Source organism: Rhizobium rhizoryzae, assembly GCF_011046895.1.
Taxonomy (GTDB): Bacteria; Pseudomonadota; Alphaproteobacteria; order Rhizobiales; family Rhizobiaceae; genus Neorhizobium; species Neorhizobium rhizoryzae.
This window is the reverse complement of the sequence record NZ_CP049250.1, coordinates 608,750-630,905: the sequence shown is the minus strand read 5'-3', so window position 1 is coordinate 630,905 and position 22,156 is coordinate 608,750. Positions and strand designations below refer to the sequence as shown.

At 58.6% G+C, this 22,156-nt stretch carries 18 protein-coding genes; 16 read left to right on the top strand and 2 right to left on the bottom strand.

Translation table 11 applies throughout. The features are described 5' to 3' along the window. Positions 1-102 precede the first annotated feature (102 nt). The 5 genes from G6N80_RS09200 (at position 103) to olsB (ending at position 5,653) form a co-directional block, all read left to right on the top strand. Positions 103-1,239, top strand: a complete 1,137-nt coding sequence (locus tag G6N80_RS09200; protein WP_165133216.1) for a class I SAM-dependent methyltransferase — start codon at positions 103-105, stop codon at positions 1,237-1,239. Then, the gene (locus G6N80_RS09195; RefSeq protein ID WP_062555186.1) at positions 1,236-2,093 is read left to right on the top strand and encodes a TrmH family RNA methyltransferase; all 858 of its coding nucleotides are present in this window, start codon (positions 1,236-1,238) and stop codon (positions 2,091-2,093) included. Before G6N80_RS09200 ends, G6N80_RS09195 begins: the two co-directional genes overlap by 4 nt. Next, on the top strand, positions 2,090-2,590 hold the full coding sequence (gene lspA / locus G6N80_RS09190) for a signal peptidase II (RefSeq protein WP_062555187.1): 501 nt from the start codon (positions 2,090-2,092) through the stop codon (positions 2,588-2,590). Before G6N80_RS09195 ends, lspA begins: the two co-directional genes overlap by 4 nt. A gap of 60 nt (positions 2,591-2,650) precedes the next feature. Beyond that, positions 2,651-4,648: a hybrid sensor histidine kinase/response regulator gene (locus G6N80_RS09185; protein ID WP_165133213.1), complete on the top strand. Its 1,998-nt coding sequence runs from the start codon at positions 2,651-2,653 to the stop codon at positions 4,646-4,648. A gap of 132 nt (positions 4,649-4,780) precedes the next feature. Continuing rightward, positions 4,781-5,653: a l-ornithine N(alpha)-acyltransferase gene (gene olsB / locus G6N80_RS09180; RefSeq protein ID WP_062555189.1), complete on the top strand. Its 873-nt coding sequence runs from the start codon at positions 4,781-4,783 to the stop codon at positions 5,651-5,653. 57 nt (positions 5,654-5,710) lie between these two features. Here the strand turns inward: olsB and G6N80_RS09175 are convergent, their stop codons facing one another. Next, complete coding sequence (locus tag G6N80_RS09175) at positions 5,711-8,011, bottom strand: NADP-dependent malic enzyme (protein ID WP_165133210.1); 2,301 nt, start codon at positions 8,009-8,011, stop codon at positions 5,711-5,713. Between the two features lie 112 nt (positions 8,012-8,123). Between G6N80_RS09175 and mutS the strand changes: the two genes are divergently transcribed. The 4 genes from mutS (at position 8,124) to murJ (ending at position 16,543) form a co-directional block, all read left to right on the top strand. Continuing rightward, positions 8,124-10,850 carry a DNA mismatch repair protein MutS gene (gene mutS, locus G6N80_RS09170; protein WP_165133207.1) on the top strand — a complete coding sequence of 909 codons (2,727 nt, stop codon included), beginning with the start codon at positions 8,124-8,126 and terminating at the stop codon, positions 10,848-10,850. 74 nt (positions 10,851-10,924) lie between these two features. Further along, a complete protein-coding gene (locus tag G6N80_RS09165; RefSeq protein WP_165133204.1) occupies positions 10,925-11,941 on the top strand; it encodes a helix-turn-helix domain-containing protein in 1,017 nt (338 codons plus the stop codon). Positions 11,942-12,110: 169 nt separating this feature from the next. Beyond that, positions 12,111-14,951: a [protein-PII] uridylyltransferase gene (locus G6N80_RS09160; protein WP_165133201.1), complete on the top strand. Its 2,841-nt coding sequence runs from the start codon at positions 12,111-12,113 to the stop codon at positions 14,949-14,951. Further along, the gene (gene murJ / locus G6N80_RS09155) at positions 14,948-16,543 is read left to right on the top strand and encodes a murein biosynthesis integral membrane protein MurJ (RefSeq protein WP_062555194.1); all 1,596 of its coding nucleotides are present in this window, start codon (positions 14,948-14,950) and stop codon (positions 16,541-16,543) included. Before G6N80_RS09160 ends, murJ begins: the two co-directional genes overlap by 4 nt. Here the strand turns inward: murJ and G6N80_RS09150 are convergent. After that, complete coding sequence (locus G6N80_RS09150; RefSeq protein ID WP_165133198.1) at positions 16,534-16,968, bottom strand: YcbK family protein; 435 nt, start codon at positions 16,966-16,968, stop codon at positions 16,534-16,536. The genes murJ and G6N80_RS09150 overlap by 10 nt on opposite strands. Positions 16,969-17,340: 372 nt before the next feature. Between G6N80_RS09150 and trpS the strand changes: the two genes are divergently transcribed. From trpS to olsA, 7 genes are all read left to right on the top strand, one after another. Continuing rightward, positions 17,341-18,405 carry a tryptophan--tRNA ligase gene (trpS, locus tag G6N80_RS09145; protein ID WP_062555474.1) on the top strand — a complete coding sequence of 355 codons (1,065 nt, stop codon included), beginning with the start codon at positions 17,341-17,343 and terminating at the stop codon, positions 18,403-18,405. A gap of 118 nt (positions 18,406-18,523) precedes the next feature. Next, positions 18,524-19,015 (top strand): universal stress protein, encoded by a 492-nt coding sequence (locus tag G6N80_RS09140; RefSeq protein WP_062555196.1) that lies wholly within the window; start codon positions 18,524-18,526, stop codon positions 19,013-19,015. Positions 19,016-19,127: 112 nt separating this feature from the next. Next, positions 19,128-19,694, top strand: a complete 567-nt coding sequence (locus tag G6N80_RS09135) for a NifU family protein (RefSeq protein ID WP_062555197.1) — start codon at positions 19,128-19,130, stop codon at positions 19,692-19,694. 6 nt (positions 19,695-19,700) lie between these two features. Beyond that, positions 19,701-20,360 carry a tRNA (adenosine(37)-N6)-threonylcarbamoyltransferase complex dimerization subunit type 1 TsaB gene (tsaB, locus tag G6N80_RS09130; RefSeq protein ID WP_165133195.1) on the top strand — a complete coding sequence of 220 codons (660 nt, stop codon included), beginning with the start codon at positions 19,701-19,703 and terminating at the stop codon, positions 20,358-20,360. Between the two features lie 9 nt (positions 20,361-20,369). Then, complete coding sequence (locus G6N80_RS09125) at positions 20,370-20,864, top strand: GNAT family N-acetyltransferase (protein ID WP_062555199.1); 495 nt, start codon at positions 20,370-20,372, stop codon at positions 20,862-20,864. A gap of 39 nt (positions 20,865-20,903) precedes the next feature. Then, on the top strand, positions 20,904-21,332 hold the full coding sequence (locus tag G6N80_RS09120) for a Fur family transcriptional regulator (RefSeq protein WP_062555200.1): 429 nt from the start codon (positions 20,904-20,906) through the stop codon (positions 21,330-21,332). Further along, complete coding sequence (gene olsA, locus G6N80_RS09115) at positions 21,329-22,123, top strand: lyso-ornithine lipid O-acyltransferase (protein ID WP_165133192.1); 795 nt, start codon at positions 21,329-21,331, stop codon at positions 22,121-22,123. Before G6N80_RS09120 ends, olsA begins: the two co-directional genes overlap by 4 nt. The last annotated feature ends 33 nt before the right edge of the window (positions 22,124-22,156 follow it).

Below are 22,156 nucleotides of genomic sequence, written 5' to 3'. Positions count from 1 at the left end.
CTCATATTAGCTTGCTTTGTCGCAGAAGGGAAAGCGCTTTGCCAAGAGCAATGCCGATGCTATTTGCTGCGGAAACAGTTTGATCACAGCGGAAGACCTCTCTTGAACAAGAAACCGCAGCGGCCGGATCGGTCCACGCAAAAAAATACACAAGATCGCGGGCAAAAGCGAAGCCCGGGCGGGAAGCCTGCGGCCGCAGGATCGCAGGCGCCGAAGTCGGCGAGGGCTGATCATCCGCAACGCAAGCCTCCGCGGGACAATGCGAAACCAGAAGGTGTTGCCGTTCCGGTGGCCGAAACGCGCCCGCTCATCAAGCGCAAAGGCGAATTGCCGCGGGAGCGCGTGCCAGTCATTCTGGAATCGACCGGGGCAGGGGATTTTTATCTGATCGATAGTGGAGCGGGCCTCAAGCTGGAACAATATGGCCCTTACCGGATCGTTCGACCGGAAGCGCAGGCGCTTTGGCAGCCTGGCCTTTCCGAGAGCGTGTGGGAGAATGTCGATGCCATCTTTACCGGGGACACTGATGAAGACGGCATGGGACGCTGGCGATTTCCAAAGGCGGCCCTTGGTGAAACATGGCCTATGTCTCTCCTGGATGTCGATTTCCTTGGTCGCTTCACCTCCTTCCGTCACGTAGGAGTCTTTCCGGAACAGATCGTTCACTGGTCCTGGGTCAAGGAGCAGGCGGAGAAGGCCGATCGCCCCATCAAGGTCTTGAACCTTTTCGGTTATACGGGTGTCGCTTCTCTGGTTGCCGCCGCTGCTGGTGCCGAAGTCACGCATGTCGATGCCTCGAAGAAGGCCATCGGATGGGCGCGGGAAAACCAGGCGCTTGCCCGGCTGGAACGTGCGCCGATACGCTGGATCTGCGAGGATGCCATGAAGTTCATTCTTCGTGAGGAGCGTCGCGGTAATCAATATGACATCATCCTCGCCGACCCGCCGAAATTTGGCCGTGGTCCCAATGGCGAGGTCTTTCACCTGTTCGAGCAACTGCCGCTGATGCTGGATGTCTGCCGCGAAATCCTGTCGCCAAAGGCAATCGGACTTGTGCTGACCGCCTATTCGATCCGCGCCAGTTTCTATTCCATCCATGAATTGATGCGCGAAACGATGCGCGGCGCAGGCGGCGCGGTGGAATCAGGCGAGCTTGTCATTCGCGAGGCGGGTCTCGATGGACGAGAACCGGCCCGGGCCTTGTCTACGTCCTTGTTTAGCCGGTGGGTGCGTCAATGAGTGATGAATATCGTAAGCCCGGCGCGCGGCGTGTCGGTCAGGTCAAGGAAGTCACCAGCCTGACCAACCCGATTGTCAAGGATATCAAGGGACTGACCTCCAAAAAGGAGCGCGAAGAAAGCGGGACTTTCCTTGCTGAAGGCCTCAAGCTGATCATTGATGCGGTCGAGCTGGGATGGGAAATCCGCACCCTGGTTTATGCGAAGGCTGCGAAGGGAAAACCGCTGGTCGAACAGGTCGCAGCCAGAACAGTTGCGCGCGGCGGTCTGGTTCTGGAGGTCAGCGAGAAAGTTCTGTCCAGCATTACGCGACGCGACAATCCGCAAATGGTCGTTGGCGTCTTCGAGCAGCAGTGGAAAAACCTTGGTCATCTTTCGCTTGAAAAAGGGCAGACCTTTGTTGCGCTTGATCGTGTCCGCGATCCTGGCAATCTGGGGACCATCATTCGCACCGCCGATGCGGCCGGTGCATCTGGCGTAATCCTCGTCGGTGACTGCACGGATCCCTTCTCGCTGGAAACGGTCCGTGCCACGATGGGGTCTGTCTTTGCAATGCCGGTCTATCGCGCAAGTGCGGACGAGTTCGTGGGCTGGGCGAAACAGTCAGGTGGTCAGATCGTGGCCACTCACCTGGCAGGCTCTGTCGACTACCGCACCATCGATTATGCGAAAAAGCCGACAATTCTGTTGATGGGGAACGAGCAGAGCGGTCTTCCGGAACAGTTGGCTAAGGCAGCAGACCGGCTGGCGCGGATACCGCAGGCTGGACGAGCCGACAGTCTCAATCTTGCCGTTGCGACAGCGGTCATGCTGTACGAAGCGCGCCGAAACTTTCTGAGCCTGGAGGCACGATGACCGTAGCGGACCTGAAGCCAACCCTTTTCTCGCGTCCGGCACCGATCTTTGCCTTCATCGTTCTTGCAGTCCTGACAGACCAGATCATAAAGGTGGCCGTTGAAGCCTATCTGCCCTTGCAGCAGGCCGTGCACGTCATTCCTTATCTGGCTCTCTATCGCACCTACAATCTGGGTGTGGCGTTCTCGATGCTGGATCATCTCGATGGGTGGTTCATCGTCACCATGCGGCTTTGCATCGTCGCTTTCGTGATCTGGCTTTGGCGGCGAACACCAAGTGATCGATTTTTCGCCCATACCGGCTTTGCCTTGATCATTGCCGGCGCAATCGGGAACATTCTGGATCGTTTCATTTACGGCCATGTCATCGACTATATTCTGTTCTATACCGAAACATGGTCATTTGCGGTCTTCAATCTCGCAGACAGCTTCATTACAGTAGGGGCCGGTTGCGTGATCCTGGACGAGCTTTTGCATAGTCGCAAAAAGGCGAATTGAGCGGTTCGAGCCTCGTAATCGTAAATCTATCGGAAGTAATCGCGTGATAAGGTGCCGCCAATGCGCAACCTCGCCGACCTTCATGAGAGACTGCGATCGACCTTCAGTCGGGCAAAGCCGGCCGGGGAGGATGGCCTGTTTCTGCAGGTTGGGCAACCGAGCGATCATGATTTCGTAGACGCCGGTCCGCGCGCCTTCTTGGAAAGCCAGGAGCTTCTGTCCTCGCTGGCTGTCGTCCGAAGTATCGACGGTGTGGTGCTTGCAACGAACAGGACGTTCCTGAAGGTCCTCGGCACCGAAGCGCCGGAAGATCGTACGCTTGAAGATCTGGGTCTGCCACTGTCCAATCAGCCTCTGACCTCCCCGCGCGACATCGAGATATCCATACAGCACGAAGTGCGTGTTTTAAGCTGGCAGGATGTGCTTGTCCGCGATTCCGTCAGCGGGGAATATCTTGTGTTCGGAACTGCGCGGGATGTGACGGAAGACCGCCGCCTTGAACACGCCCGCGAAGAGGCGCGTCTTCATGCCGAAGAAGCGAGCCGTGCAAAAAATCGGCAACTGGCGACTGTTGTTCACGAATTGCGCACGCCCCTGAATGGCATTCTCGGTATGAGCCATCTGCTCCAGCAGACGGGGCTCACTCCGGAACAGAGAAACTATATCGCTGGCATTTCCCAGGCCGGTTCTGCCCTTGCGCAACTGGTGGACGATCTTCTCGACTTTTCCACGATAGAGGCCGGTCGGTTTCGTTTGAACAGCCGAGCTGAAAATATCCGGCAGCTTCTGGAAAGCGTTGTCGAGATGCTTGCCCCACGCGCGCATCAGAAAGGTATTGAGCTGGGCGCAACCGTCGCCTTCGATGTGCCGAATCTCATGGATTTTGATCCGGCGCGTCTGCGGCAGGTCCTGTTCAATGTCATCGGTAACGCGGTCAAGTTCACGAAGTTCGGCGGCGTTCTCGTCCGTGTCCGCCTGAATGGCCGTGCAATGGTCATCACTGTAGCAGACACTGGCCCCGGCATGTCTGCCGAAGCACGCGAGAGAATTTTTGAGGAATTCGAGCAGGTGGGAACCGCAGCCGAGCGAAGCGGCGGCACCGGTCTCGGCCTGTCCATCTCATCGCGAATTCTGCGCGAATTCGGCGGCCGGTTGTCGGTTGAGAGCGAAGAGGGCGTCGGCACCACGTTCACGATCGAGCTACCCGCCATTTCGGCGGACATGAATTCTGGTGGCAATGATCGTATGTTGCTGCTTCGGTCATCGCACGTGCTACTTCTGGCGCCGGACGGCCCAGCAGCTCAGGCAATCATTTCGACCATAGAGACGCTTGGTGGTCGGTGCCGACATGCGGCATCTGCTGAAGAGGCAGAATGGGCAATCGCCAATCTCACGCGCAAGAACCTCGCCTTTACCGATATGATCGTCGATCATCGCGTGCCGGGTGTTGATCTGCTCGGCCCCGTTGCCCAGAAAATCCGGCGTATCCTTCTCGTTAGTCCGGAGGAACGCAGTAGCCAGCGCTGGGATGCTTACGATGCCTGGCTTATCCGTCCGTTGCGCGAGCAGTCGCTGGTCGATGTCCTTCGCGGCCGCCTTGGCGGCATGGCCGGACGGATGACCGCTGAAGTGGTGCCATCTGCAGAAGGCAAGCGTTTGGAGACCGGACTTTCCGTGCTGCTGGCGGAGGATGACCCGGTGTCCGCGATGATGGTAGGGGCAATCCTGCGCAAGGCAGGCTGCACCGTTCACCATGTCACAGATCTGGAAGGTCTGCGGCAGGCCGCTCTTGCGGACAGGCATACCGACCTCATTATCTCCGATCTGCATATGCCGGGTGGGGATCTTGCCGATGTTCTGCCCCTCATCAGGAAACGAGCATTATCCAATGGCGAATACGCGCCTGTTCTCGTGCTTTCTGGCGAGACGGATCCACTGATCCGTGAGCGCGTGATCGCGAGTGGCGCAAGTTGTGTTTTGCAAAAGCCGATAGACCCGCGGCGACTGCTCGCGGAAATCGATACCGTACTGCGACGTACCGGACGCAAGCCGACCTGAAATTGCCAACAGTCAATGCCACTCTCTGGTGTAGATGCTTCATCATATCTACAATTAGTGATGTCACTTTCCTGTCGCAGAAGGGTGCTTTATGGAGTTCGGGATTTGCTCCAGCTGCTGGAACGGGGAAATATGAGTATCGATCTGCTCAATCGTGAAGTCGCACCTGCAACGGTTATGAAGCCTGCAGCATCGCTGTTGCCTGCCGATGTGTTTGGCCGCATTGGGAGCATGGAAACACGACTTGCGCGGAATTCTCAGGAAATCCAGGCGGCACAATCTATCCGCTACAGGGTCTTCGTCGAGGAAATGGGCGCAACCCTTTCTCCGGAAGCAATGGATCTCAAGCGTGATTTCGATATCTACGACGATTTTTGCGACCATCTTCTCGTCGTCGATACGGCCCTGACCGGCGAGCCGGAGGAGCAGATCGTTGGCACGTACCGCCTTCTGCGGCAGGAGGTAGCCCTTGCCAATGGCGGGTTCTATTCCGCGAGCGAATATGAGATCGCCCCGCTTCTCGCACGTCACCCGAGCAAGCAATTCATGGAACTTGGTCGCTCTTGCGTTTTGCCGCATTACCGCACCAAGCGTACAGTGGAACTTCTTTGGCAGGGCAATTGGGCCTACGCTCTGCGACACGGCATCCATGCGATGTTCGGCTGCGCATCCTTCCCCGGCACCAGCCCGGAAAGCCATGCATTGGCCCTGTCATTTCTGCATCATTCTGTTGGCGCCAAAGGTGAGTGGGCAGTGTCTGCCCGTGAAGAACTGTTCAACACCATGGATTTGATGCCGCAGGAAGCGATCAACGCCAAGCATGCGCTGATGTCCATGCCGCCCTTGATCAAGGGCTATCTGAGATTGGGTGCCATGGTCGGCAATGGCGCTGTTGTCGATCAGGCCTTCAACACGACGGATGTGCTGATCGTACTGCCGATCGAATCGATCTCCGGCCGCTATATCAATTACTATGGCGCTGACGCTGGCCGCTTCGGCGGCTGAACCATCTCCATTTGAGGTAAAAAGCCCGGCGGGAGCAACTCCGCCGGGCTTATTCTATCAGCTTCCCGCGTTATAAGCCGCGATGGCTGCCATGTTGACGATGTCGGCATCCTTTGCCCCCATGGACGTAATCTGCACCGATTTATCGAGACCGACCAGCAACGGACCAATCAGCGTCGAGCCGCCCAGTTCCTCCAGCATGCGTGTGGATATGGATGCCGAATGAATGGCTGGCATGACCAGAACGTTAGCGGTGCCGGATAGCCGGTTGAACGGATATTGCTCCATGCGGGCCGCGTTCAGTGCAACATCCGCAGCCATCTCGCCATCATACTCGAAATTGACACGCCGCTGATCAAGGATCGCAACAGCTTCGCGCACACGCTCGGAGCGTTCTCCGCGTGGCTGTCCGAAGGTGGAATAGGCAAGCATGGCTACGCGTGGCTCGTAACCCATGCGCCGTGCCAGACGAGCGGCCTCGCAGGCAATATCCGCGAGATCCTGTGCGCTTGGCATGTCGTGAACAGCGGTGTCGGCCACGAACACTGTTCGTCCGCGCGAGACCACGATCGACACGCCAATCACCTTATGACCCGGCTTCGGATCGATGCAGCGCCGAACATCGGAAAGGGCCGTCGCGTAGTTTCGCGTCGTTCCCGTCACCATCGCATCCGCATCACCGAGCGCCACCATGCAGGCTGCGAAGTGGTTGCGGTCGTTGTGGATCAGGCGCTGAACATCACGCTGCAGATAGCCTTCGCGCTGAAGGCGGGCGTAGAGGTAATCGATATAGGCTTCCACGCGGTTGGAGATACGAGCGTTGACGATTTCGATACCGGGGCGGTCAAGCTCAATGCCGGCCCGCTCCGCCGTCGACCGGATCACATCGTCGCGGCCCAGCAGAATTGCGGTGCCGAGGCCCTGATTGATGAAGGAGACGGCGGCACGCATGACCTGTTCTTCTTCCGCTTCCGCGAAGACAACCCGTTTGGGGCTGCGACGCACCTGCGCGTAGATGTTCTGGGTCGTCGCGGCAATCGGGTCGCGGCGGGCCGAAAGCTCGCGGCCATAGGCATCGAGATCCTCGATCACGCGCCGTGCGGCACCGCTCTCGATTGCTGCCTTGGCAACGGCCACCGGAATGGCCGAGATGAGGCGCGGATCGAAGGGAACCGGAATGATGTATTGCGGCCCGAAGCGCGGACGAATGCCCTGATAGGCGGCGGCAACGTCGTCCGGCACGTCTTCGCGGGCAAGGTTTGCAAGCGCTTCCGCCGCCGCGATCTTCATCGCATCATTGATCTGGCGGGCGCGAACATCCAGCGCACCGCGGAAGATGTAAGGGAAGCCGAGGACGTTGTTGACCTGGTTCGGATAATCGGAACGCCCCGTCGCCATAATGGCGTCGTCGCGAATACGCGCCACCTCTTCCGGCGTGATTTCCGGATCCGGGTTTGCCATGGCGAAAATGATGGGCCGCTCCGCCATGGAACGGATCATTTCTTCGGTGAAGGCACCCTTCTGGGACAGACCGAAGACGACGTCTGCGCCTTTCATGGCTTCTTCCAGCGTGCGCCGGTCGGTTTTCACCGCATGCGCACTCTTCCATTGGTTCATGCCCTCGGTGCGACCCTGATAGATCACCCCCTTGGTATCGCAGAGAATAATGTTCTCCGGATTGAAGCCCATGGATTTGATGAGTTCGATACAGGCGATTGCCGCTGCACCCGCGCCGTTGCAGACAAGCTTCGTGTTCTTCAGGTCGCGCCCTGTCAGTTCCAGCGCGTTGATCAGGCCAGCGGCGGCGATGATGGCCGTGCCGTGCTGATCGTCGTGGAAAACCGGAATATCCATGAGTTCGCGCAGTCGGCTCTCGATGATGAAGCATTCCGGCGCCTTGATATCCTCAAGATTGATGCCGCCGAACGAGGGGCCGAGATAGCGAACGCAGTTGATGAACTCATCGACATTTTCCGTGTCGACTTCCAGGTCGATGGAATCGACATCGGCGAAGCGCTTGAAGAGAACGGATTTGCCCTCCATCACCGGCTTCGAGGCCAATGCACCCAGATTGCCAAGGCCGAGGATTGCCGTGCCGTTGGAGATGACGGCCACCATGTTGCCGCGCGTGGTATAGTCGTAGGCCGCTGCCGGATCGGCAGCGATGGCCTTGACGGGAACCGCGACGCCCGGCGAGTAGGCCAGGGACAGATCCCGCTGCGTCGCCATCGGCTTTGTCGGAACGATCTCGAGCTTGCCAGGGCGCCCTTCCGAGTGAAAATCAAGCGCTTCCTTTTCGGTCACGCTCGGGCGAGAGCGTTTCCCACCATTCTTGGGATGATTTTCCTTGGGCGCCATGTTTCCTCCAGCATCCTGTGGGCATCCGTTCTGTTTCGGATGCGCGATATTGTGTTCCCGGGGTCATAATCGATAGAGTTACGGATTAGCCTGCGCAACAAAAAATGGCTGGATGATCTTGCTTAGCTTTACCTCAGACGTGTTGAACACAGCGGAACTGGTCTCGCCCGAGAGCCGTGCTTCGGCAACGCCGATGATGGAACAGTATATCGAGATCAAGGCGAACAACCCGGATTCGCTGCTGTTTTACCGCATGGGCGATTTCTACGAGCTGTTTTTCGAAGACGCCGTCGAGGCATCCCGCGCGCTTGGAATTACCCTGACGAAGCGCGGCCAGCATCTGGGGCAGGATATCCCCATGTGTGGCGTGCCCATCCATGCAGCAGACGATTACCTGCAGAAGCTGATCTCTCTTGGATTTCGTGTCGCTGTCTGCGAGCAGGTGGAAGACCCGGCAGAGGCAAAAAAGCGAGGCTCGAAGTCTGTCGTCAAGCGCGATGTCGTGCGTCTGGTCACTCCCGGTACTTTGACCGAGGACAAGCTGCTTTCGCCTTCTGAATCCAATTATCTGATGGCGCTCGCCCGCATCAAGGGTGGTTCTGAGCCGCAACTGGCGCTTGCCTGGATCGACATTTCCACCGGCGTCTTCCGGCTGGCGGAAACGACGCAACTCAGGCTTCTGGCAGACATTTTGCGCATTGAACCGCGCGAATTGATCGTTGCCGATAGCGTATTCCACGATGAGGAACTGAAGCCGACCTTCGACGTGTTGGGAAGGGTCGCCGTGCCTCAACCAGCTATTCTCTTCGATAGCGCCTCGGCGGAAGGGCGCATTACGCGCTATTTCGGTGTCGGCACGCTGGATGGTTTCGGCGCATTTTCGCGGGCTGAACTCGCTGCTGCTGCCGCCGCTGTGGCCTATGTGGAGAAAACGCAGATTGCGGAGCGTCCGCCGCTCAATCCGCCCGAGCGGGAAAGCGGCGCGTCCACGCTGTTCATCGATCCCGCCACGCGCGCCAATCTGGAGCTCACCCGCACCTTGGCGGGAGACCGCGACGGTTCGCTTCTGAAAGCCATAGACCGCACGGTAACCGGCGGCGGTGCACGGCTTCTGGCGGAGCGTTTGATGTCGCCGCTGACCGACCCGGACGAGATCAACCGGCGCCTCGATAGCGTCGCCTTTCTCATCGATGAGCCATCCCTCTGTGGCGATCTTCGCACCTCGCTCAAGCATGTTCCGGACATGCCCCGTGCTTTGTCCCGCCTTGCGCTGGATCGTGGCGGACCGCGAGATCTGGGTGCTATCCGGCAAGGGCTGGCAGCAGCCCGCCAAGTTGCGGATTTTCTCGGGCGAGCATTGTTGCCGGAGGAGCTGTCTGCTGCATTGAAGGATCTTTCAGCACTTCCTCGCTTCGTCGAGGACGAGATGGATCGTGTTCTTGGCGACGACCTGCCGCTTCTGAAGCGTGACGGTGGGTTTGTGCGCGACGGTGCGCATGGTGAGCTGGATGAGGTGAGGGCGCTGCGCGACCAGTCGCGTCGCGTCATTGCGGGGCTGCAACTGCATTACGCAGAAGAAACCGGCATCAAGTCGCTGAAGATCAAGCACAACAATGTGCTGGGCTATTTCATTGAAGTCACGGCGGGCAATGCTGGACCGATGACCGATACGCCGGAAGCCAAGGCTCGTTTCATTCATCGTCAGACCATGGCCAATGCCATGCGGTTTACCACGACGGAATTGGCCGATCTGGAAAGCCGCATCGCCAATGCGGCCGATCGGGCGCTGACCATAGAGCTGGAAGCCTTCGACCGCCTGACGAGTATGGTGCTTGCCCACGCCGAAGTCATCAAGGCAGGTGCCCGCGCACTCTCGGTGATCGATGTCGCGGCAGCTCTTGGGCTATTGGCCGAGGAATGGAATTATTGCAGGCCGGAGGTCGATGCTTCCCGTCAGTTCTGCATCGAAGGCGGGCGTCATCCGGTTGTGGAACAGGCTTTGCGCCGTCAGTCGTCCGGATCGTTCATCGCCAATGATTGCAATCTTTCGCCGCAGAAGGCGGGCGGCTTCGGTGCGCTCTGGTTGCTCACCGGACCGAACATGGGCGGCAAATCGACCTTCCTGCGCCAGAACGCTGTCATCGCCATTCTCGCACAGATGGGTTCGTTCGTTCCCGCCACCAAGGCTCAGATCGGTGTCGTGGACAGGCTGTTCTCTCGCGTCGGCGCGTCTGACGATCTGGCTCGCGGACGCTCCACCTTCATGGTGGAAATGGTGGAAACGGCTGCCATCCTCAATCAGGCAACCGATCGTTCGCTGGTTATTCTCGATGAGATCGGGCGCGGCACGGCCACGTTCGATGGTCTCTCCATCGCCTGGGCAGCGGTGGAACATCTACATGAGGCAAACCGCTGCCGCGGCCTGTTTGCGACGCATTTCCATGAGTTGACGGTGCTCTCGGAAAAGCTGAACCGCCTGTCCAATGCCACCATGAAGGTGAAGGAGTGGGATGGCCATGTCATCTTCCTGCACGAGGTGGGCCCGGGGGCAGCTGATCGCTCCTACGGGATCCAGGTGGCGAAACTCGCAGGCTTGCCGGATGCCGTGGTTGCCCGTGCCCGAGATGTCTTGAACAAGCTTGAGGATGCCGATCGCAAGAACCCGGCAAGCCAGTTGATCGATGATCTGCCGCTGTTTCAGGTGGCGGTGCGCAAGGAGCAGGAAAAGCGCGGTCCCTCAAAGGTGGAAGAAGCGTTGAAGGCCATCAACCCGGATGAGATGACACCGCGCGAGGCGCTGGATGCGCTTTATGCGCTGCGAAAACAGCTGGGAGCATGAAGCAGGTGCCGTGACGGCGGTTCGCAATTCATGATAAGGCCACCCCGGTTCAAAGAGATTGCCGAGGCGTTGCCGTGCTTTCCATTCCACTGCCATTCATCGTTGGATTGGTCTTTGCGCTCACGCTCTATCGAAATCTGAAAGGCGTCGAGACACCGGGTTCAAAGCGATACTTCACGGTCTTCCTGATCGCCTACGCCTTGCAAGGCATCATTATCGGCCTTCGTTTTGGTTACGGAGTAGGGTGGCTGCATCTGGTTCAGCCAGCCACCGCGGCTGCGATGCCGCCTCTTGCCTACCTTGCATTTCGTTCGCTGGCGGCGATCCGCTCGGAAAAACCGTGGCTGCACGTTCTGCCCTTTCTCGCCGTCGCAATGGCGGTCGCCTTTTTCCCGTTCCTGACCGACCTGCTGCTGATGACGACATTCATCGCCTACGGCGTCCTGCTTTATCGCTTCACCTATGATCATCCGGATGCGGTCGCGGAAACGCCTTTGCCTCGAATGCTACCAGCGCTCCGCGCTGCGCGGCTCTGTGCTGTGCTGCTGCTATTCTTTGGCCTGACGGATGCAGGTCTTGCGGCCTTCACTTTCCTCTATGGAAACGAAGCGGTGCCGGCGGTCGTAACGGCCATGAACATCGCCGTACTTGTGACGGTGGCCGTCTACGGTTTCGCGCCGCAGGCCTTTGGCCGGGATCGGCCGGCACTCGAACCGGAAAAGACGGTGCCTTCCGCTGACGATCAGGCTCTTCTGATCCGTATCCAGGAGGCGCTGGATGCCAAGGATCTCTACCGGCAGGAGGACTTAAGCCTTGCCAAGCTGGCGCGCCGGGTGGGTGCCCCTGCAAGGGATGTCTCTGCAGCAATCAACCGTGCAACGGGTCTCAACGTATCGCAATTCGTCAACAATCGCCGGATACGCGAAGTGTGCCGTTTGCTGGAAGAGACGGATCAGCCCTTGACGACGATGATGCTCGATGCCGGTTTCGCGACGAAGTCCAACTTCAATCGCGAGTTTCGCCGGGTAACGGGAATGAGCCCCAGCGAGTGGCGCTCGAAGCTTCGTGCTTCGTTAATCAGTAAGACATGAGAAACCAAGGATTGGAAAATCGGTCCGGATATGAAATCTATCCGCAGAACTGAAACGCTCTGGCAACACTGCGGCACCACTGTGCCGCAATGAGGCGTTACGTCTCAATGCGGTATCGACACGATGCGATTGAGGCTGTAGCGCAGGGTGCGGCACCCGGCGGGATAACATGGCAAGACACGAGATAGAATTTTCCGGACTTCTGGATGTGGCTCAACTGAGAAAGGACTGCGAGGCGGTTCTGGAACGAGGGGCCGACAAGATCCTGGAAATGCGAGCAGCCTTGCTGCCCATTTTTCGCAAGGCGAGCAATGAAAGCCGTGACCGGGCCAGAGAGCTTCTGGCCGAGGATGGCAGCGGCCTGAATTGCGCAGAGCGTATTTCCTACGTTCAGGATCAATTGATCACCATTATCTTCGAAACGGTAACCGCCAAGCTTTACCCGACAGCTGCGGCGCAGGTTTCAGTGACTGCCGTAGGGGGCTATGGCCGCGGCACGCTGGCGCCAGGGTCTGATATCGATCTGCTCTTTTTGTTGCCCGCCAAGAACACAGACGAAATGCGAAAGGCGATCGAGTTTCTTCTCTACGTTCTGTGGGATCTCGGTTTCAAGGTAGGCCACGCCACCCGCACCGTCGATGAATGCATCGCACTGTCCAAGCAGGACATGACGATCCGCACCGCAGTGCTGGAGATGCGGTTCATCTGCGGTCGCAAGCTTCTGTCGGATGAACTGCAGTATCGCTTCGATAGCGAAATCGTCAGTCACGGCGCTGAAGACTTCATCGCGGCAAAGCTTGGCGAGCGCGACCAGCGGCACCAGAAGGCTGGCGATACGCGCTATCTGGTCGAACCCAACGTCAAGGAAGGCAAGGGCGGACTTCGCGATATCCAGACCCTCTTCTGGATTACCAAGTATCATTACCGTGTTCGGGATACCGCCCAGCTTGTGAAGCTCGGTGTCCTGTCTCGCCGTGAATGGCGTCTCTTCCAGAAGGCGGAAGATTTTCTCTGGGCCGTACGCTGCCAGATGCATTTCGTAACCGGAAAGGCGGAGGAGCGGCTTTCCTTCGATATCCAGCGCGAGATCGCCGCTAATCTGGGCTATAACAATAGACCAAACCTCTCTGCCGTCGAACGCTTCATGAAGCACTACTTCCTTGTCACCAAGGATGTGGGGGATCTGACGCGAATCCTCTGTGCCGCGCTTGAGGAAGAGCAGGCAAAACCTGCTCCCGGCATTACGGGCGTGATCGGGCGTTTCCGCCGTCGCGTGCGCAGGCTCCCCGGAAGCTCGGAGTTCGTTGAAGATCGTGGACGCATCGCCCTGGCAGATCCCGAGGTCTTCAAGCGGGATCCGGTCAGCATCATCCGTCTGTTTCATGTGGCCGATCTCCATGGCCTTGAATATCATCCGGACGCGCTTCAGGCGATTACACGCAGCCTGCATCTCATAGACGACAAATTGCGTGAGGATGCCGAAGCCAACCGGCTGTTCCTCTCGATCCTCACATCACGGCTTGAACCGGCTTTGACGCTCAGGCGCATGAACGAAGCTGGTGTTCTGGGGCGCTTCATCCCGGAATTCGGCAAGATCGTCGCGATGATGCAGTTCAGCATGTATCACCACTACACGGTGGACGAGCACCTGATCCGCGCTGTCGAAGCCCTTTCCGATATCGACAAGGGTCGCTTTGCGGATGAGCATCCGCTCGCCAACAAGCTGATGCCCTCGATCGAGGAACGCGAAGCGCTTTATGTAGCCGTGCTTCTGCATGACATCGCCAAGGGGCGGCAGGAAGATCATTCGATTGCCGGTGCGCGTGTTGCCCGCAAACTGGGTCCCCGTTTCGGCTTGAAGCCGAAGCAGGTCGAACTGGTTGCCTGGCTCATCGACCAGCATCTTCTGATGTCCATGGTAGCCCAGACCCGGGACCTCCATGATCGCAAGACCGTGACGGACTTTGCCGACAAGGTGCAATCGCTTGACCGGCTGAAGGCGCTGCTGGTCCTGACGATCTGTGACATCCGCGCGGTCGGTCCGGGTGTTTGGAACGGCTGGAAAGGCCAGTTGCTGCGCACGCTGTATTACGAAACGGAGCTCCTCCTGTCCGGCGGCTTCTCCGAGGTCTCCCGCAAGGAACGCGCCAAGGCTGCCGAAGAAGCGCTGGCCAATGCACTGGATTCCTGGAGCCAGAAGGACCGCAAGACCTATTCCAAGCTCCATTACCAGCCCTACCTCCTGTCTGTCGCGCTCGAAGACCAGTTGCGGCATGCGCAGTTCATCCGCGATGCGGACAAGGGCGGGCAGGCGCTGGCAACCATGGTGCGCACCGATAGCTTCCGGGCCATCACGGAAATCACGGTCCTGGCGCCTGACCATCCACGCCTCTTGTCGATCATCGCAGGCGCCTGCGCCGCGGCGGGGTCCAACATTGCGGATGCGCAGATCTACACGACAACCGATGGCCGCGCCCTGGATACCATTCTCATCAACCGCGAATTCCCCGATGATGAGGACGAACTTCGCCGCGCCAAGACCGTCTGCCGGATGATTGAGGACGTTTTGTCTGGCAAGAAGCGCCTGCCGGAAGTGATTGCAACACGGGCCAAGGCCAAGAAGAAAAACAAGACGTTTACCGTTCATCCGTCTGTGACGATTTCCAACACGCTGTCGAACAAGTTTACGGTGATCGAAGTGGAGGGGCTGGATCGGACGGGTCTCCTTGCCGATATCACCGTCGTGCTTGCGGATCTGTCGCTCGACATCCATTCGGCGCGCATCACCACGTTCGGCGAGAAGGTCATCGATACCTTCTATGTAACCGATCTCGTTGGGTCGAAAATCACCAATGAAAATCGGCAGGGCACCATCGTCCAGCGCCTGAAGACGGTTCTGAGCGAGCAGGAAGACGAGCTTCGCCGCGGAATGCCCTCCGGCATCATTGCACCGGATCCGGTCGCGGTGCGTGCAGGCAACCCGCCGCGCAAGACGCGGGCAGACGCATGAGCCTCGTCAAGAAGTTCGCGACGGTCGGCGGCGCAACGCTCGGCAGCCGCCTGTTCGGCTTTGCCCGTGAGACGCTGATGGCTGCGGCCCTCGGCACGGGCCCGATGGCGGACATCTTCTATGCGGCCTTCCGTTTTCCGAACCTGTTCCGTCGTCTGTTCGCGGAAGGCGCATTCAACGCCGCCTTCGTGCCGCTGTTCTCCAAGGAGATCGAGGCAAATGGCGTCGAGGGTGCCAAGCGCTTTTCGGAAGAAGTCTTCGGGGTTCTCTTCACGGCACTTCTCGTCATCACCATTGGCATGCAGCTTTCCATGCCGCTGCTGGTGCGCTGGATCATAGCACCCGGTTTTGCCGATGATCCCGAGAAGACGGCGATCACGGTGCGCATGGCGATCGTCATGTTCCCCTATCTCATGTGCATGTCGCTGACGGCCATGATGAGCGGCATGCTGAATTCGCTGCATCATTTCTTCGCGGCAGCCATTGCGCCGGTCTTCCTGAACGTCATCATGATCAGCGCGCTCTTGTATGCGCTGTGGACCGGTGCCGATCCGCTGACGACAGGCTGGTACCTGTCCTGGAGCGTGCTCGCGGCGGGGATCGTCCAGCTTGCCATAGTCTATTTCGGCGTGCGCCATGCGGGCATCCGCATCGGTTTCCGCCGACCGAAAATGACGCCGAACGTCAAGCGCTTGCTGGTCCTGGCCGTCCCGGCGGCGGTGACAGGCGGCATTACCCAGATCAACCAGATCATCGGGCAGGCCATAGCGTCCGGCAAGGAAGGCGCTATCGCGGCGCTCCAGTATGCCGACCGCATCTACCAGCTGCCGCTGGGTGTAGTGGGCGTGGCTGTCGGTGTCGTGCTTCTGCCGGAACTCGCGCGTGCCTTGAAGGGTGGGCACATGAAGGAGGCATCGAACATCCAGAACCGCTCTCTGGAATTCGTGCTGTTTCTGACGCTCCCCGCCGCTGCAGGTATCTGGATCCTGTCCGAAGCCATCATTCGCGTTCTCTATGAGCGTGGAGCCTTCAGCGCTGACAATACCGCTGTCGTTGCGTCTATCCTCGCCATTTACGGTGTTGGCCTGCCGGGCTTTGTGATGATCAAGGCGCTGCAGCCAGGCTTTTACGCACGCGAAGATACCAAGACGCCGATGCGTTTCACCATCGTCTCGGTCGTGGTCAACTCCGCGCTCGCCATAAGCCTGTTTCCGTTGATCGCGGAAAGGGGCATTGCGACGGCGGAAGCTGCTGCTGGCTGGATCAACACCTGCCTCTTGTTCTTCACGCTATGGAAACGTGGCGACCTGACCTGGGAATGGTCGTTTGCGCGACGAGTGCTGATGTTACTGATTGCGACCGCGTTCATGAGCGCGGGATTGATCTATGCCATGCCCTATGCTGCGCCTTGGCTGACACCGGGAAGCGGACTTCTGCATCAGCTCGGCGCACTGTTCGGTCTGATCGGATTGGCGATGGTGACCTATTTCGGCATCGCCTTCCTGATCGGCGGCGCCGATCTCGGCATGATCCGGCGAAATCTGAAGCGTGGAAAGCGGGCGCCTGCTCCCACAGCAGACGATCAGCAATAGACCCAGCGACGCTTTGGCCCGACATCGACGTGGATGATGCCATTGCAATAGCGCCCGATGCCGCCAATTCCGGGGGCTGTGCTGGCCGCAGCCACCACTTTGCGATCAGACACACCCGGAACCCGGATGTCGGCGGCGAGGCAATGGCTGTGCTGTGAGGCCCCGGCGCGGGGACGATGGCCTGACGTCACTACGGGCTTGCGACCCGTCTGCTGCGCAATATGAGCGAGGATCGCCTCCAGCTTTTCGGGAAAGCATCCTGTCCGGACGCTGACTCTTTGTACCGTATAGGCCGCGCTATAATCGTGCTTGAATAGATTGGCGCGGCGCTTCTTGACACCGTTGCTCTCTGTGGAGGCCTCTCCGGCAATGGCGGATGTGGCCGCGATGGCGAGACTAAGCCCGACACATAGAAGTAAACGCATTTGAACTCCGTAACTGTGCGGCCCTCGGACAGCCGCAAAAGAATGTGCGGAGCATTTCGTTTCTCAAAGTGACGTCAATAAGGACAAATTTGCTCAAATTAGAGAAGTCGCTGCCTTAATTGCTAAGATCCATTAACCATTGCGGAATTTATGACGTGCAAAGTAGTTCGACTGTGGACCGCCTGTGGAAATGCGTTTTGAAGGATCTGATCCAGCACGCATCGTGATGCCCTCTTGATCGGTTGCGAGCGTCGTGCTTCAAGCGCGGCTTGAAAACCCTGGCCGTCAGGGGCGGGACGCGGAAAGACTTCACCCTTTCCGATGCCTCGTTTCCGAAAGCCTGTGGCCCTCCACCAGCCTATCGAGGACGATATGAACAGCTTCAAGCCGCTTGTCTTTTCCGGCGTACAACCGACCGGAAACCTGCATCTCGGGAATTATCTTGGCGCCATCCGCAAATTCGTGGCGCTTCAGGAGAACAACGACTGCATCTATTGCGTCGTTGACCTCCACGCGATCACGGCGCAACTCGTGCATGAGGATCTGAAAGGACAGATCCGCTCGATTGCTGCCGCCTTCATCGCGTCCGGTATCGATCCGGTCAAGCATATCGTCTTCAATCAGTCGGCTGTGCCGCAGCATGCGGAACTGGCCTGGATCTTCAACTGCGTTGCGCGCATCGGCTGGATGAACCGCATGACGCAGTTCAAGGACAAGGCCGGCAAGGATCGTGAAAACGCATCCCTCGGCCTTCTCGCTTATCCGAGCCTGATGGCTGCCGATATTCTTGTCTATCGCGCGACCCACGTGCCGGTCGGAGACGACCAGAAGCAGCATCTGGAACTGGCGCGTGATATTGCGCAGAAGTTCAACATCGATTTCCAGGAGCGCATCCGCACCACAGGTCAGGGCGTGGACATGGTGGTCGGCGAAGAGCCGATCCATGGCTATTTCCCGCTGGTCGAGCCTTTGATCGATGGTCCGGCACCCCGCGTCATGAGCTTGCGCGATGGCACCAAGAAGATGTCCAAGTCCGACCCGTCCGATCTGTCTCGCATCAACTTGATGGATGATGCTGACGAAATTCTCAAGAAGATCCGCAAGGCAAAGACAGATCCCGACGGTCTGCCGTCGGAAGTCGAAGGGCTGGCCGGGCGTCCGGAAGCGGACAATCTGATCGGTATCTATGCCGCTCTTGCCGATAGGACGAAGGCCGATGTTCTGAAGGAATTCGGCGGTCAGCAATTCTCCGTTTTCAAACCCGCGCTGGCCGATCTGGCCGTTCAGGTTCTGGCACCGATCAGCGCCGAAATGCGCCGTCTGCTCGGGGATACCTCGCATATCGACGCAATCCTGAAGGATGGCGGTGAGCGCGCCCGCGCCCGAGCCGAAGCGGTGATGAACGACGTTTATGACATCGTCGGCTTCCTGCGCTGATAGAAAAGATCAGTTTCATGTGAGCCCGCTGGTGTCATGACCGGCGGGTTTTCATTTGGCAGTTTTCGTATAGATTCCGCAATCTCGATGGGATTGGTCGAGGTGACGGAGGGGAAGCATGGTTTCAAAGCGACTGTCACGGCTGGAGGGGCACCGGCGCAAGTTCATGGCCGTGATCGACGGTACGCCGGAATGCGAGCGCGCCGTGCACTATGCAGGCCGCCGCGCCCAGAATACCAATGGCTCTCTGGTCATGCTCTATGTGATCCCCGAGGGGGATTTTCAGCAATGGCTGGGTGTTGAGCAGATCATGCGTGCGGAGGCGCGTGAGGAGGCCGAGGCAGTCATGGCAAAGGTGGCGCAGAAAGTGCGCGAGACCATTGGCATCGATCCGGAAATCGTGATTCGCGAAGGAAATGCTGCTGAAGAGATCAATGCCGCGATCGAAGAAGACCGGGACATTGCCATTCTGGTTCTGGCTGCCGGTTCCGCAAAGGAAGGGCCGGGCCCACTGGTCGCCTCGCTTGCCGGCCGCACCGCCGCTTTTCCCATTCCGGTCACCGTTCTGCCGGATACACTCAGCGACGACGAAATCGACGCACTCTGCTGATCGCTCTTGACCCTCGTTGAGCAAAGGCGCACTTGAACATAAAGCTGAATGCGACTATCTTCTTTTGAAGAATTCTAAACTGGCGCTGCGAGAGCCGCCAAGGAGATGCGACATGTTCATCCAGACCGAAGCCACCCCGAACCCTGCAACGCTAAAGTTTCTGCCGGGCAAGGTCGTGATGGAAAAGGGCACCGCCGATTTCCGCTCGTCCGATGAAGCCCAGGCGTCACCGCTTGCAGCACGTCTGTTCAATATTCCGGGCGTCACAGGCGTCTATTTCGGCTACGATTTCGTGACCGTCACGAAGGAAGCGCAGGAGTGGCAGCATCTGAAGCCAGCAATCCTCGGCTCCATCATGGAACACTTCATGTCCGGTCAGCCGGTTATGGGTGGTTCTGCAAGCTTTGCGGAAGCAACCGATGAGGAAGGCGAGTTCTTCGATGCGGGCGATGAAACCATTGTCGCGACCATCAAGGAATTGCTCGAAACGCGTGTCCGTCCGGCTGTTGCTCAGGATGGTGGCGACATCACGTTCAAGGGCTTCCGCGAAGGAACAGTCTACCTGAACATGAAGGGCGCTTGCTCGGGTTGCCCGTCCTCGACGGCAACGCTGAAGCACGGTGTACAGAACCTGCTGCGCCATTTTGTGCCTGAAGTACAAGCAGTCGAAGCGCTCTGATCCTCCATGAAGGTTCTGGCAATCGATACGGCGGGGGTGGATTGCTCCGCCGCGGTTCTTGACGCCGCGTCCGGCCAGATGTTGTCGGTCGTAAGCGAGCGGATCGGCAAAGGGCATGCAGAACGGCTGATGGCCATGGTTGAAGAAGCTGTGGGTACTGCCGGTATTTCGCTGGGTAGCATCGAGCGGATCGGCGTAACGATTGGCCCAGGCTCCTTCACCGGAATTCGTGTCGGTGTTGCCGCTGCCCGGGGTTTCGGTCTGGCTCTTGGCGTCGATACGGTCGGCGTGTCGACGCTGCACACGCTCGCGCGAATGCATCTCAATGCAGATTCATCACTTCCCGTCATAGCCGCCATGGATGCCAAACGCGACGAGATCTATGCACAGGTCTTTGCGGTGGATGGAAAGCCGCTTAATCCACCGCAAAGCATTGATGTTGAGCAACTCCGACGTTGGGTTGCACATTTCGGAGCTAAAGTGACCGGCACCGCTTGCGCCTTGCTCGACGATGCGGACAAGACAGTCGAACCCGATCGGTTCGACATCGCCGTGGTCGCCCGGCTTGCTGCCTTGGCGGACGTGACTGTGGATTTGCCAAAACCTCTTTACCTGCGCGGGCCGGATGCTAAACCGCAGGATGGTTTTGCCCTACTTCGTGCCTGACGAGACTTCATGTTTGAGGACTACCTGACCTGGAAGCCGTTTTTCGACATCGTACCGATGCGCGATGCGGACGCGGCTGCCGTTTCGGAGATGCACGGGCAGCGCTTTGCTCGCCAGTGGAGTGAGCAGGAGGTTTTGAACCTTCTCGAACAGTCGGGTGTCTTCGGCTTTTGCGCCATTCAAACGAATGCTTTCTTCAGCAGGCCGTTGGGTGGCTTCGTGCTTGCCCGTGAGGCGGGCGGCGAATCGGAAATTCTCACGATTGCTGTTGGCGAAAAAGTCGGTCGCTCCGGGCTCGGCTGGCGGCTGATGCAGGCAGCGCTTCGCGATGCGGTGGAGCGCGGCGCCGAAGAGATGTTCCTGGAAGTCGAGGAGACCAACGACCCGGCTGTCGGGCTTTATCGCAGGCTTGGCTTCAAGCAGGTTGCCCGCAGACCTGCCTATTATGCGAGCGCCGATGGAACGCGTTCCGCGGCGCTTGTCATGAAGCGTGATCTTCGCTAGTCCCTTGGCGATGACGGGAACGCGCAAGGCCGTGACACGATGACCGATTTGACCAAATCGCTGGAAGAGCTTTGTGCTCAAAAGGGCATGCGCATGACCGAGCAGCGCCGGGTGATTGCGCGGACCCTGCAGGAATCCGATGATCATCCGGACGTCGAGGAACTGTATCGGCGCTCCAGCAAGATCGATCCGCGCATTTCGATTTCGACTGTCTATCGCACGGTCAAGCTGTTCGAGGATGCCGGGATCATCGAAAAGCATGATTTTCGCGATGGCCGCTCGCGTTACGAAACGGTGCCGGAAGAGCATCATGATCATATGATCGATGTGAAAACCGGCACGGTGATCGAGTTTCATTCCGCCGAAATCGAGGCGCTGCAGGAGCGCATTGCACGCGAGCATGGCTTCCGGCTCGTGGGCCATCGTCTGGAGCTTTATGGTATCCCGCTCGACAAGGACGACACGTGATCGCCTGGTTGCGAATCGTCGCGATTGTTTTCATCCTTGCAGTCGTCACACTCTGTCTGTTGCCGGTTCAACTGCTGGGGCTGAAGTTCGACTGGCGGCTGCGACGAACCCTGCCACGTTTCTGGCATCGGGTGGCCTGTCGGCTGCTGGGTCTCCATGTTCGCACTCACGGGAACCTGGAAGCTCGTCGCCCGCTGATGATCGCTGCAAACCATGCATCCTGGAAGGATATCCTCGTCCTCGGCTCCGTCGCAGACGTGGTCTACGTCGCCAAGGCGGAAGTCGCCAACTGGCCGGTCTTCGGCGTTCTGGCCAAGCTTCAGAAGACGATCTTCGTCGAGCGCGAACAGAAGCGCAAAGCCGGAGACCAAGTGAACGAGATTGCATCGCGGCTTGGCGGTGGCGAGATCGTCGTTCTCTTCCCTGAGGGGACGACATCGGATGGCAACCGTCTGCTTGATGTGAAGTCATCGCTTTTCGGCGCCGCCAGCGCCGCCGTGGCCTCCTCACCAGAGGGTGTGGTCTATGTGCAGCCGGTTTCCATTGCCTATACGGGCATCTACGGAATGCCGATGGGGCGATATTATCGACCGATCGCAGCCTGGCCCGGTGATATAGAGCTTACGCCCCACCTGATGGGCGTTCTGAAGGCCGAAGCGCTGGAAGTCGACGTGGATTTTGGTGAGGCTGTCGAGTTTCGCGCAGACACGAACCGCAAGGTTGCCGGCGCATCGGTGGTCTCGCGCCTGCGCACCATGCTCAATCAGCGCCTTTACCCGCGTTCTGGCTGAAAGAACCCTTCATTTCCGGGCGATCTTGCAGTA